A 13,713-nucleotide genomic window follows, 5' to 3' on the forward strand; every position below is an offset into this window, starting at 1 on the left:
TTGATTGTTGGTTCTTAAGTCTGAAATCACTGCCTGTCAAATTTGACCGCGCAGCGCGGCTTGCCGCCACTGGCCGCGGTGCCTCACCGCAGCCAGGTTTTGATTCTTTTCATGGCTTCTATGCAGTCGGCATGTTCGCCGAAGGCGGTGAGGCGAATATATCCTTCTCCGCTGGGTCCGAAGCCTACTCCGGGTGTTCCGACTACGTGTGCCTCGTAGAGCATTTGCTCGAAGAAGCGCCATGAACTTATTCCTTTAGGGGTTTTTACCCATAGGTACGGAGCGTTTTCGCCGCCATATACTTTGAGTCCGGTGGAGTCTAATCCTTCCTTCATGATTCGGGCATTGTTCATGTAATAGCCTATCATTTTTTTGATTTGTTCCTTACCTTCCGGGGTATAAATTGCTTCCGCTGCCCGTTGGGTGATGTATGATGTACCGTTGAACTTCGTGCTCTGGCGACGGTTCCATAATTGATTCAGTGGGATTCGTTCGCCGGTGAGGGTTGCTGCGGTCAGCTCTTTGGGAACCACGGTGTATCCGCAGCGTATTCCTGTGAATCCTGCTGTCTTTGAGAAGCTGCGGAATTCGATGGCGCATTTCTTTGCTCCTTTAATCTCATAGATCGAGTGGGGGATTTCCGGGTCTTGAATATATGCTTCGTACGCGGCATCAAAGAGGATCAGCGTATCATTTGCCAAGGCGTAATCCACCCATTTCTTTAGTTCCTGTTTGCTCAGTGTAGTCCCGGTTGGATTGTTGGGATAGCACAGATACAAGATATCAATTCGCTTCTCCGGTATTTGCGGAATAAAATAGTTCTCGCTGGTGCAGGGGATATAAACCACATTGCTCCACCGTCCATCTTCCAATACTCCGGCTCTTCCGCACATGACGTTGCTGTCTATATACACCGGATAGATTGGGTCGGTTACTCCTACGCTGTTATCATGGCGTAGGATATCTCCGATGTTGCCGGTATCGCTTTTTGCTCCGTCGCTGATAAATACTTCGGAGTTGCTTAGTTGTACTCCCCGTGCTGCGTAGTCGTTCTTTATGATCGCTTCGATCAGGAAGTCGTATCCTTGCTCGGGTCCGTATCCGCGGAAGGTGTTTTTTTGTTCCATTTCGTTCACCGCTTTGTGCATAGCGTCTATACAAGCCGGTACGAGAGGTTGAGTTACATCGCCAATCCCTAACCGGATGATATCCTGTTTAGGATGCGTCACTTTGAAGGTGTTCACCTTCTTCGCAATGTCCGAGAATAAATAACTCCCGGGTAGTTTCAAAAAATGTTCGTTTACTAATGCCATATTGTTGTTTTAAGTTGCGGCAAGGTGCCGCTGCCAGGTTTATACTATTTGTTGATTGTTTTACTTATTTATCTGCATGGAAGCTGGGGTGCAATACCTTGCTACTGTGTTGATATCGTGCCTTCGAATACTGTTTCTGCCGGCCCTGTCATCATTACATGCCCTGTTTTTTCTTCCCATTCAATGGTCAGCGTTCCGCCGTCCATTTCGATTTCAGTTTTCCGTCCGGTTATGCCTTTTGTAATGGAGGCTACGGCCGTGGCGCACGCTCCTGTTCCGCATGCCAATGTGATGCCCGATCCTCGTTCCCACACCCTCATGCGGATTTTATTCTCGCTGATGAGTTGTGCAAACTCTACGTTTACCCGTCCGGGGAATAGGGGATGGTTTTCCAGTTGGGGACCAATAATAGGTAGGTCTATGGTTGTTATGTCCTCTACAAAGATTACCAGGTGTGGGTTTCCCATGTTTACGGTTATTCCTTTGAGGGGATATAGTTCTCCGAGGTTGATTTCTTTAATGTCGCTTGGCTCACCCATATCTACGGTTACGGAGTTTACAATGGAACCTGTTGTTTGTAGTTGGAGTATTTTAATTCCCGAGAGTGTTTCCAGTGTAATTTCCGTCTTATCGGTCATGTCTTTTTCATATACATACTTGCCTACGCAGCGACTTGCGTTTCCACACATCATCGCTTCTGAGCCGTCTGCATTAAATATGCGCATGCTAAAGTCTGCTATATCGGATGATCCTATCAGTACCAGTCCGTCACCGCCTATTCCTGTGTGGCGGTTGCTCCATTCGATCGCGGTTTTCTCCGGATCTTTGATGTCATAGATGATCGTATTGACATATATATAGTCATTGCCTGCTCCATGCATCTTTGTGAACTTTATTTCTTTTGTCATTTTGATCGTTTTCTGATTAAAATAAAATCCTTTTGATTTATTTTTATGCAAATATATATCTTTTTGGTTTAAATTGAGCAAAAGTGATTTCTAAATATCTTCATTTTTTTCTTTTCGCTTATAAATATGTTTATTTGAACTGTTTCTACTTACAATCTGAAATATTTATTCAGTAGTTAGCAGTTAGTAGTAAGTAACTACTATCATAAAACAAAAACCCCGGAAAAGAAGTTTATGAATTGCTTCTTTTCCGGGGTTTTCGATTGTTTTTAATCTGTATGGTGATTTGGGTGCAGCATTTGCTGCCTGTTTTATTTCAGTACCTCTTGTAATACCAGCGGTTCATTTGTTGTGATAAAGTCTACTTTATGTTCGATGAACCAAGTCATATCGTTGGCTTTGTTGACTGTCCAGACGTTTATTTTTAACCCTAATTCATGGCATTCGGTCAGCCACTTGGGGTTCTTCTTGAATACGCTTAGGTGATAGTCCGGACCGGTACAGCCAATTTCTTTTAGTTCTTTGGGAGACAAGTCGCCGTTTAAATAGTAGACTGGTGTTGCCTGGGGTGCAAGCCGAATAAACTCTTTCGTGGCATGCAATGAAAAAGAAATGTATTCCATCCGCTTTTCCAGTCCCATAGATTTCACCATATCTATAATCTTTTTTACTGCCAGGGTTTCGCGTTCGGGCGAGTTTAACGGTTTTAATTCCAGGATTAACCGGGTTTTGACATCCTTTCCGGCCAGTAGATACTGTTCGAGTGTTGGTACCCGCTCTCTGTTGCTGAGTTTGGCCCTTGTCAGTTTGCGAGCGGATGTTTGTTGAATAAACCGTCCGTATATGGCCGGATCATGGTTGACGATCAGCTCTTCGTCTTTTGTCAGCCACACATCAAATTCGCTGCCATAGCAGCCAATTGAATCTGCTTTTACTAATGCTGTAATACTGTTTTCGGCCGATCCTTCCGTCTTCCAAAAGCCCCGGTGAGCGATTACTTGTGTTTGTCCAATAGCTATCTGTAATACGAAAAAAGACAAGAAGTAGGCTAATAGTAGTTTCTTCATAATAGTGCGTAAGTTAAGTTTAGTTTGAATAGGAACACAAAGATAACTTTTTATTTGTGATATGGGTATGATTTGTTGCAGATTATTAACATAAATACGTCCCAAACACTTCATATTCCCTCAAGTTTTATTATTGCTCTACTTTCTGCACTCTACGAATAAAGAGTTTGCACAGAATGAATCGGTTGTCGGCACGCAAGCGTTATAAAGGATGAAGAATAGCGCTGTTTTTCCGAAAGAATAGCGCTGTTCTTCTGGAAAAACAGCGCTATTCTTCATCCTTTATACGGGTTAAGTAAAAACCCGCGAGCCTTACCGTGCAGTTAAGCCAGCCGTTAGGAGTGGTATTTATCTTAGTACGCTTGTTCGTGTACTCCTTTCACTGCCCGTCCCGATGGGTCATTAGTGTTTTGAAATGACGTATCCCAGGCCAGGGCTTCGGCTGTGGAGCAGGCTACGCTGGGCACACTGGGTACGGAGCGTGCGGCGCTTTCGCTCGGAAAATGTTCTTCGAAGATGCTGCGATAGTAGTATTCTTCTTTATTCTGTGGGGGATTGATGGGGAAGCGCTCCGCGGCTTTTGCCATTTGTTCATCGCTTACGGCGGCAGCGGTAACCTCCTTCAACGTGTCAATCCAGTTGTAGCCCACACCATCGCTGAACTGTTCTTTCTGTCGCCACACCACGCTTTCGGGCAGCATGTCGGCGAATGCTTCGCGTAGGATTTTCTTTTCAATCACGTTTCCCGGCGCCATTTTTGCCTCGGGGTCGATGGTCATCGCCACATCAAGAAACTCCTTGTCGAGGAAGGGCACACGTCCTTCAACACCCCAGGCCGAAAGACTTTTATTGGCACGCAGACAGTCATACAGGTGTAGCTTACTTAGCTTGCGTACGGTTTCTTCATGGAATGCCTGGGCGTTGGGGGCTTTGTGGAAGTAAAGATATCCACCGAAGATTTCGTCGGCTCCTTCGCCGCTGAGTACCATCTTGATGCCCATTGATTTGATCACCCGGGCAATAAGGTACATCGGGGTGGAGGCGCGGACGGTGGTAACGTCGTACGTCTCGATATAATAAATAACGTCGCGAATAGCATCCAGCCCTTCCTGAATGGTATAATTGATCTCGTGATGAACCGTGCCGATAAAGTCGGCCACTTCGCGGGCTTTGCTCAGATCGGGCGCGCCTTTCAGCCCGATGGCGAAAGAGTGCAGTTGTGGCCACCAGGCATCACTCTGATTGTTTGTTTCGACACGCTTTGCGGCATACTTTTTAGCGATGGCAGAGATGATGCTACTGTCTAACCCTCCGCTGAGCAGTACGCCGTAAGGAACATCGCTCATGAGTTGGCGGTGTACGGCGTCTTCCAGAGATGCGGCAAGGTGCTTGCCATCCGCATGGATGCTTGGCCCGGGCACCTTGCCGGACCAGTCGCGCTTGTACCAACGGTTCATTTTCCCTTCGCGGCTATGGTAATAGTGGCCGGGCAGGAAGGGTTCGTACTCACTGCAAAAAACCTCGAGGGCTTTCAGTTCGCTGGCGAAGTAGATTCTGCCCTCATCGTCCTTACCTATATATAATGGAATAACGCCGATGGGGTCGCGAGCGATGAGGAATTCATCTTTTTCTTCATCGTAGAGGGCAAAAGCGAAGATACCATTTAAGTCTTCCAGAAAGCGAATGCCTTTGTCGCGATAGAGCGCCAGGATCACTTCGCAGTCCGATCCGGTTTGGAAATCATACTTACCGGCGTATTGGGCGCGGATGTCCCGGTGATTGTAAATCTCGCCGTTGACGGCAAGTATTTGTTTCCTGTCGGGTGAGTAAAGAGGCTGTCCGCCACTCTGAGGGTCGACAATAGAAAGGCGTTCGTGGGCTAAGATGGCACTGCCGCCAACGTATATACCACTCCAATCCGGTCCGCGATGACGCAGCTTCTTGGCCATTTTCAGCACTTTACTGCGAAGTTCTTCGGATTGTTGCTTGATCTGAAATATTCCGGTTATTCCACACATAATAATGTTATTTACGATTTAGCTATTTACGATTTACGATTGAAATTAGTTTGTTTATGGTTTTACGATTGGACTATTTATTTCTAAAGAGAGGTTTACGAAGTGGTTATCGAAGTAACTTCAATCGTAAATAGTAAATCGTCCAATCGTAAATAGAATAAGGGATTATCGAAGATAATCATCTATTCGTCTTGCCGCTTCCCGTCCCGTGGCCATGGCTCTGACAACAAGGCTGGGGCCGAGAATCAAGTCGCCGGCGGTGAATACATTCTCCGGTAGCTCGCGGATTTCGGGTTTCAGGAATCCCATAGCCAGCAACACCAGGTCTGCTTCGATAATCTCTTTCTTGCCGGTAGGCTTCATCGTCATACGTCCACCATCCGCAGCCGGCGTCCATTCCACTTCTTCCACCTCTACACCGGTGACTATCCCATTCTTACCAATGAACCGGGTGGACGATAGCGCCCAACGACGCGTACAACCCTCTTCATGGCTGGAAGTGGTTTTCAGCACCACAGGCCACCAGGGCCAGGGTGTGGACGGGTTATGGCCGACAGGCGGTTGAGGCATAATTTCAATCTGCGTAACACTTTCCGCACCCTGGCGAATGCTTGTACCAATGCAGTCGGAACCCGTATCGCCCCCACCGATGACGAGCACTTTCTTCCCCCTGGCTGTTACCAATTTGTCTTTCGCGAAGGTCGCTCCCTCGATGATACGATTCTGCTGGGCAAGCATATCCAGCGCAAAGTGGATGCCTTTCAACTCACGTCCCGCGATGGGAAGGTCGCGCGGGGTTTCGGCGCCGGTGCACAGGCAGATGGCGCTAGCCTCACCCCGGCCCTCTCCAAAAGAGAGGGAGTAGCTGCGCAACCACTCTGTAAGTTTTTTCCATGCGCTAGCTTCTCCCATCTCCTTTGGAGAGGGGACGGGGGTGAGGCTGTTCATCTCAAACCGCACGCCTTCTTCGACAAGTAGTTTCATCCGGCGATCAATGATTGTTTTATGCAACTTGAAATTGGGTATACCATAACGAAGCAACCCTCCGGGCGCTTCTGCTTTATCGAACACCGTAACCGTATATCCTTTACGGTTTAATTGATTGGCCACCACCAGCCCGGCAGGACCAGCACCGATAACGGCTACTTTCTTTCCGTTTCTTTCCGGTTTCACCGGAACGATGTATCCCTCGCGGAAAGCTGCTTCTACAATGGCAGCTTCGTTTTCGCGAATGGTTACAGGTTCATCGCAAGATAGTTTCAGTACGCAGCTTTTCTCGCATAAAGCGGGACAAATGCGTCCGGTAAACTCCGGGAAGTCGCATGTTGCGGATAGTATCTCATAGGCTTCTCTCCATTTTCCTTTGTAGAGAGCGTCCTGCCATTCGGGCTGTTTGTTGCCCAGCGGACAACTCCAGTGGCAAAAAGGAACGCCACAGTCCATGCAACGCGAAGCCTGTAACTTACGCTCGCGGGTGTTGAGGGTTTGTTCTACTTCTCCGTAATCGGTGATACGTTCGTGAACAGGCCGGTATCCGGCTTCTTGTCTATGTATAGTGAGGAATGCTCTTGAATCTCCCATTGTTTTTTTAGTTGAAAGTTGAAAATTGAAAATTGAAAGTTGAAAGTTAAGAGTTGATAGTTGATCGTTACGATGCCGCATGGCAACTTTCAACTTTCAATTTTCAACTTTCAACTTATTTAATAGTCTCTCTGCATGTTTGCAATCTTGCGTTGTAGTTTCTGCATTTGTTCTTCCTGAAGTACCTTTTTGTATTCAATGGGTACTACCTGAATGAACTCTTCTGCGTAGCGGTTCCAGTCGTCGAGCATAGTGCGGGCCAGTTTAGAGCCGGTGTACAGATAATGCTGACGGATAAGTTCGTGTAATTCTTTCCGGTAGCCGGCTTCTTCGATCAGCGATAGTTCTACCATTTCCATGTTGCAGAAGTAGTCGAAGTTACCGTTCCTATTCCATACATACGCTACACCGCCACTCATACCTGCGGCAAAGTTCCTGCCCGTTTCGCCCAGTACAACCACCCGTCCGCCGGTCATGTACTCACAACAATGATCACCCACGCCCTCAACAACGGCTACGGCTCCGGAGTTGCGTACGGCAAAACGTTCGCCCACGCGGCCGTTGATATACACCTCTCCTGATGTTGCACCATATAATAAGGTATTACCGGCAATCGTATTCTTTTCGGCTTCGAAGTTGCTGCGAACCGGGGGGAGTACGGCAATGTGACCACCGCTAAGTCCTTTTCCCAAATAGTCATTCGCTTCACCTTCAAGCTTGAAATATACCCCCGGAACAAGAAATGCCCCGAAACTTTGTCCGGCAGATCCTTTAAACTTAATGTTCAACGTATGTTCCGGCAAACCTTTCCCGCCGTATTTCATGGCAATTGATCCTGAAAGCATGGCACCCACCGAGCGATCCGTATTGGCAATGGTGTATTCCAGTGAAACCTCTTTATATTTTCCGATTGCTTCTTTGGCCGCTTCGATCATCGCGATATCTTTCACATGGTCAATTGCATGGTCTTGCCGGGTGGTGTGCCGGGTGGCCCCGAGGCTCAACAGTACCTTGCTAAAGTCTAACAGTGCGTGCTTCGGGTTGTTACCGTTAGGCTTACGCTCGATCAGATCGGTACGTCCTACAATATCATCGAGTTTCTCAAACCCTAGCTCGGCAAGATACTCGCGTACCTCCTCTGCCAGGTAGCTGAAGAAATGCACCAAATACTCGCTACGTCCGAGAAAACGCTTACGAAGCTCTTCGTTTTGCGTAGCTACCCCCACCGGACACGTATTCATGTGGCATTTGCGCATCATCACACATCCCAATACAATCAGTGCCGATGTAGCAAATCCAAACTCTTCTGCTCCCAGCATGGCCATAAGTACGATATCGCGACCGGTTTTCAGTTGCCCGTCAACTTGCAACATCACCTGTCCGCGCAATCCGTTAAGGACAAGCGTTTGTTGTGTCTCGCTCAATCCGAGCTCCGGTGATATACCTGCATAACGGATAGATGAGGCTGGAGATGCACCCGTTCCTCCTTCGGCTCCCGAAATAACAATCAGGTCGGCTTTGGCTTTGGCTACTCCGGCAGCGATGGTTCCCACTCCACTCTCGGCAACTAACTTTACGCTGATCTTTGCCTTAGGATTTACATTCTTCAAGTCGAAGATCAACTGCGCCAAATCTTCAATCGAATAAATATCATGGTGCGGAGGAGGGGAGATCAATGAAATACCGGGTATGCTGTGGCGCGTCCTTGCAATGACCTGATCTACTTTATATCCCGGCAGCTGCCCACCTTCGCCCGGTTTTGCACCCTGGGCAACTTTGATCTGAATTTCATCGGCATTCACCAGATATTCAGTCGTTACCCCGAACCGTCCGGAAGCCACTTGCTTGATGGCGCTACGCAGACTCGTTCCGTCTTCGCGTGGAGTGAAACGGGTAGAGTCTTCACCACCTTCGCCGGTGTTGCTTCGCCCGTGGATTTTATTCATAGCAATAGCCATCGCTTCGTGCGCTTCCTTGCTGATGGAACCATATGACATTGCCCCGGTAACGAAACGTTTCATGATGTTTACAGCAGGTTCAACCTTATCGATACTGATTGGGTTGCGCTTAAAGTCGAAGAAATCGCGCAGGAAGATCGGCTTCTCTTTGTTGTCGACAAGTGAGGTGTATTCTTTAAACTTTTTATAACTGCCCAAACGGGTGGCGAGTTGCAGTGTACTTATCGTTTCGGGATTCCATGCATGCGATTCCCCATCTTTGCGGAAAGAATAAATACCTTCATGAAATAATTCACGATTAGCTCTGGCGTGAAATGCCAGAGCGTCACGAGCTATTTCGTCGAGGCGGATACCTCCTATACAAGAGTTGATTCCGCCGAAGTAAGCATCGCTAAGCTCCTGGCTCAATCCTACGGCTTCGAAGATTTTTGCCCCGCGATAGGAACGGATTGTACTGATGCCCATTTTACTCATTACCTTGAACAGTCCCTTACAGATGGCTTTGATATAGTTCTTTTCTGCCGTGGCATAATCAAGTTGTATATTCTGTTTGGCAACCAATTCGTCCAGAACAGCAAAGGCCATATAGGGGTTGAGCGCACTTGCCCCAAAACCAAGTAACAGAGCTGCATGCATCACCTCGCGTATTTCGCCCGATTCTACAACCAAAGCCGTCTGCACTCGTTTCCCAACAGAGATGAGGTAATGGTGTACAGCGCTAACAGCCAGTAATGACGGAATAGCAGCATGGGTTTCGCTTATCCCCCGGTCGGTCAATACAATATAATTCGCACCTTCATTTACAGACTCTTCTGCTTGCTTGCAGAGAATGGTCAACGCTTCCTGTAAACCGCTTTTTCCTTTGGAAACTTCGAACAACATCGGCAACTTGATTGTGTTGAATCCTTTATAACGAATGTTGCATAAAAGATCAAGTTGTGTGTTGGTCAGGATCGGGTGGTTTAAGCGTACCATTTTGCAATGGTCTTCATCCGGAGTGAGGATATCCATGCCCACCGCTCCGATGTATTCGGTCAGAGACATAACCAACTCCTCGCGAATCGGGTCAATCGGAGGATTGGTTACCTGTGCAAACTGCTGACGGAAATAGTTGAATAACAACTGCGGTTTGTCGGAAAGTACGGCCAATGGAGTATCATTCCCCATAGAGTTCACCGGTTCCGCACCTGTGGTTGCCATGGGAGCGATGATCCTTTCGATATCTTCTTTAGAGTAACCGAACGTTTTAAGCATACATTCGTAGCTTTCTACTTTGTGCGGAACTTTACGTCCGCTTTTCAACTCGTCGAGTTCAATGCGGTTGTTAGATAACCAGGCACGGTACGGTTTGGCTTCTGCCAGTTCTTTTTTCAGGTCGCCGTCATAGTAGATTTCGCCTCTTTCGGTGTCTACCATTAATATCTTTCCGGGTTGTAAGCGACCTTTGGCCTTAATCTCGGTAGGTTCAAAGCTCATCACTCCGACTTCGGACGCCACAACCATCATATCATCATGCGTGATCAGGTAGCGTGCCGGACGAAGTCCGTTACGATCGAGCATGCCACCTGCATAACGGCCATCACTGAACAGCAAAGCGGCCGGTCCATCCCACGGCTCCATCAGGATGGAATGGTATTCGTAGAACGCTTTCAGATCTTCGCTAATCGGGTTCTTTTCATTAAACGATTCGGGCACGAGCATAGCCATGGCATGTGGGAGGCTTAGTCCCGACATAACCAGAAATTCCAAAACGTTATCCAGTGAAGCGCTGTCGCTCATGCCCGGCTGAACGATAGGGCGGATATCCTTGATATTGCCAAGGGCAGGAGAGGAGAGCACACTTTCGCGTGCCTCCATCCATGCACGATTTCCACGAATGGTATTAATCTCCCCATTGTGAGCCAGCAAGCGGAAAGGCTGTGCCAGGCTCCATGTAGGGAAAGTGTTGGTACTGAAACGGGAATGTACTAATGCAATTCCGCTGGTGAAATATGTATTTGTAAGGTCAGGATAATAATTTCTTAATTGCAAAGAAGAGAGCATACCTTTATATATAATGCTCTTTGCCGACAGGGAAACGATGTAAAATTCACGCCGTGTTTCAATCTGAGAGTTTCTGATCCTGTTTTCAATCTTCTTCCTTATTATATATAGCTTACGGTCTGCTGTTTCCGGATCGGTAAATCCGGTAATGAAAGCCTGTTTGATATCGGGCTCGCTGGCTAGCGCATCTTGTCCGAGGATATCGGAGTTGGTTGGAACGTTGCGCAGATGCATCAACATTAAGCCTTCTTTCTCAATTTCCTCAATTACAATGCTCAAAATAGATGTTTGATCCTGCTCATTTTTGGGTAGAAACAGGAGCCCGGTACCATATTTACCTTTTTCAGGCACGGGAATGCCTTGCAGTAGAATAAATTCATGCGGAATCTGAAGCATAATTCCTGCACCGTCGCCCGTTTTATTATCGGCACCTTCTGCACCACGATGACGCATGTTTTCCAATACTTTCAGTGCAGATTCTACAATTTCATGTGATTTCCCACCATGAATATTGACCAGCATACCCACGCCACAAGCATCATGCTCGTTAGCGGCATGATATAGTCCTGATTGCTCGGGTTGTTGATGGTAAGGTACTACTTTTGTTTTGTTGTTAAAAAGTTCTTTTTCTTTCATTATTCCTGTCTTTATATCATTATAATACCTGTTTGTTGTTTCAAAATGTTCTGCAAATATATTTATTTAATTTCAAAATGATATTATCAAAGTGGTGTTTGAGTAATGGGAATTTTGTTTTCGCCTATGGAAACTTATTAAATGAAGCTTTATCTTCTGTTTTATATAATAATTCGAAATTATTGTGCCTATTTTTCCTTCTTATTGTAACTTTGCGACATATGAAATTCCATCTTCTGTTTGCCATGAATCGAAGAGTTGTATAATAAGTATGGGATATACATTATTATTTGTTCGAAATGAGTGAAATGTGCAACTTATTCAATCTTTGAATCTTTTTTTAAGTGTAATTTGATACAATATTTGCTTTATTTTGTATTTTTGCATATATATTATCGCTTATATGTATAATATATATAAGTTTGTCTGCTTAGAATATGCAATTTATTGGATTTATTATAGAAGTTATTCGCCTTAAAAATAGATAATACAACTTCTTCCGTTTCCAAATTTGCAATTAATACAACTTTTTATGATTTAATTTTGTATTAAAAGATAAAACTGTAAATTCGAAACTCTATATGTGAGTGGTGTTTTAAATTCCTGTTTATTAGCGTCATTTGTGATCTGTGTTTTGTACTCTTCTTATTCCATATGTAAATAAATCTATATTTTCTTAAAAATTAAAGTTTATTAAATTGTCTTTTTTGTTGCATTATATGGTCATAATTTGCTTACTTTGTACTCAGAAAGTTATTCTTGTATGAATAAAGGCATAATGATATTCGCGCAACAACTTGCTGAAGAGCTGACTACGACGGGGCGATATGGTTTAGCCAGATCGTATGAATGTTCAGTACGTAGCTTTTTGCAGTTTGCCGGAAATATAGAATTAGATTTTTCTGATTTGAACCGATCCTTGCTGAAGGAATACGAGCAATATCTTTTAAATATAGGACGGACACGGAATACGGTATCTTTATACTTGAGAATGCTTCGTTCGATATGCAACCAGGCGGTAGATCGTTTAAAAATAGCCATGCCGGACAACTTGTTTTCAAACTTGTTTTTAGGAATGGATCAATCTGAAAGATGTTCTGCTTCATTACAAATTTTTGTACGTCTGACCAAGCTTGACTTAGGAAATAAATCCACCTCGCTGGGGTTTGCCCGCGACCTGTTTATATTGTCGTTTTGTCTGAGAGGGATTTCTTTTGTTGATCTGGCTAATTTACGTAAAGATGATGTTTGTGAGGGCGTGTTGCATTATCAGCGTAGTAAAACAAAGCGGGAACTGATTGTTGTTCTTGAACCTTGTGCCTTGCGTATTATAGATAAGTATTCGCGATACACGGCTGAGTCTCCCTACCTGCTACCCATTCTTGATGGGAATGAAGAGAAGAGATATATGCGCTATCGAAATGCTTTGCGTTGGTATAACAGAAGTTTAGATAGTTTATCGCAGATGTTGAAATTGAAAGATTCGTTGACATCGTATGTGCCTCGCCACTCATGGATAAAAGCTGCTTATGGCCAGGAATTCCCGGTATCAGTTGGCAGCGAGTCTTTGGAGAATACTTCGGAACAGGTTGTTTACCCTTGTCTGGCGGTATATGAGAATAAAATGTTGCGTCAGGTAAACCGGAAAGTAATTTCCAATATAGAATTGTCCAAAGAGGAAGAGTTGGATGTATTGAAAATACGTAAATCCGGTACTCCTCGAAAAAAAGCCTCAAAAGAACCGGATGTTAATCCGTTTAATTGAGCAAATGAAATAGAAACCATAATAATAGAAACCACTATATTGAGGTGTTTTGATGTGAATCACGGCATTCTTTGTTGTTTTGTTTGTAATTCCCCTTGCCAAGCGTGGTAAAGGGGAATTTTTTTGTGAAAAATTCCCCTCCTTAAAAAGGTCGGTGCCATCCCATTGGTTTGCCCTAGGCATCCCATTGGTATGCCCTAGCCATTCCACTAGTTTGCCTGGGGCATCTCAAACTTAAGATTTAGCCTTGCCTTCCATTATGAAGAAGTAAACAATATATTTGTACAATATAGAATCCATTTTCCAGATAATATGATTTATTCCGCTGTATCTTTGTTGTTCTATTTATTAGAACAAACTATTGTTATTAACTTATCATTAATTTACCAAATCATTCATTATGAAGAAAAACTTTTCAGAATCC

At 45.2% G+C, this 13,713-nt stretch carries 7 protein-coding genes; 1 reads left to right on the top strand and 6 read right to left on the bottom strand.

Annotated features, from left to right (window positions below):
* Positions 1-83: 83 nt before the first annotated feature.
* The 6 genes from D0T87_RS16380 to gltB form a co-directional block, all read right to left on the bottom strand.
* Entirely contained in the window at positions 84-1,313 is a 1,230-nt protein-coding gene (locus tag D0T87_RS16380) for an LL-diaminopimelate aminotransferase (protein WP_163176203.1), read from the bottom strand.
* A gap of 101 nt (positions 1,314-1,414) precedes the next feature.
* Positions 1,415-2,221: a diaminopimelate epimerase gene (gene dapF, locus D0T87_RS16385; protein WP_163176204.1), complete on the bottom strand. Its 807-nt coding sequence runs from the start codon at positions 2,219-2,221 to the stop codon at positions 1,415-1,417.
* Between the two features lie 311 nt (positions 2,222-2,532).
* Complete coding sequence (locus tag D0T87_RS16390; protein WP_163176205.1) at positions 2,533-3,288, bottom strand: glycerophosphodiester phosphodiesterase family protein; 756 nt, start codon at positions 3,286-3,288, stop codon at positions 2,533-2,535.
* 353 nt (positions 3,289-3,641) lie between these two features.
* The gene (gene asnB, locus D0T87_RS16395; protein WP_163176206.1) at positions 3,642-5,306 is read right to left on the bottom strand and encodes an asparagine synthase B; all 1,665 of its coding nucleotides are present in this window, start codon (positions 5,304-5,306) and stop codon (positions 3,642-3,644) included.
* Positions 5,307-5,471: 165 nt separating this feature from the next.
* On the bottom strand, positions 5,472-6,887 hold the full coding sequence (locus D0T87_RS16400) for a glutamate synthase subunit beta (RefSeq protein WP_163176207.1): 1,416 nt from the start codon (positions 6,885-6,887) through the stop codon (positions 5,472-5,474).
* Positions 6,888-7,006: 119 nt separating this feature from the next.
* Positions 7,007-11,524 (bottom strand): glutamate synthase large subunit, encoded by a 4,518-nt coding sequence (gltB, locus tag D0T87_RS16405; protein WP_163176208.1) that lies wholly within the window; start codon positions 11,522-11,524, stop codon positions 7,007-7,009.
* Between the two features lie 763 nt (positions 11,525-12,287).
* On the opposite strand from gltB, the gene D0T87_RS16410 reads away from it, so the two are divergent.
* Positions 12,288-13,289, top strand: coding sequence for a site-specific integrase (locus D0T87_RS16410; protein ID WP_163176209.1), 1,002 nt, complete (start codon positions 12,288-12,290; stop codon positions 13,287-13,289).
* Positions 13,290-13,713 lie beyond the last annotated feature (424 nt).

This window comes from Bacteroides sp. 51 (genome assembly GCF_010500965.1).
GTDB lineage: Bacteria > Bacteroidota > Bacteroidia > Bacteroidales > Bacteroidaceae > Bacteroides.

Excerpts from the sequence above, each read along its gene's own strand:
- D0T87_RS16380 (WP_163176203.1), bottom strand. The coding sequence starts at position 1,313 with ATGGCATTAGTAAACGAACATTTTTTGAAACTACCCGGGAGTTATTTA.
- dapF (WP_163176204.1), bottom strand. The coding sequence starts at position 2,221 with ATGACAAAAGAAATAAAGTTCACAAAGATGCATGGAGCAGGCAATGAC.
- D0T87_RS16390 (WP_163176205.1), bottom strand. The coding sequence starts at position 3,288 with ATGAAGAAACTACTATTAGCCTACTTCTTGTCTTTTTTCGTATTACAG.
- asnB (WP_163176206.1), bottom strand. The coding sequence starts at position 5,306 with ATGTGTGGAATAACCGGAATATTTCAGATCAAGCAACAATCCGAAGAA.
- D0T87_RS16400 (WP_163176207.1), bottom strand. The coding sequence starts at position 6,887 with ATGGGAGATTCAAGAGCATTCCTCACTATACATAGACAAGAAGCCGGA.
- gltB (WP_163176208.1), bottom strand. The coding sequence starts at position 11,524 with ATGAAAGAAAAAGAACTTTTTAACAACAAAACAAAAGTAGTACCTTAC.
- D0T87_RS16410 (WP_163176209.1), top strand. The coding sequence starts at position 12,288 with ATGAATAAAGGCATAATGATATTCGCGCAACAACTTGCTGAAGAGCTG.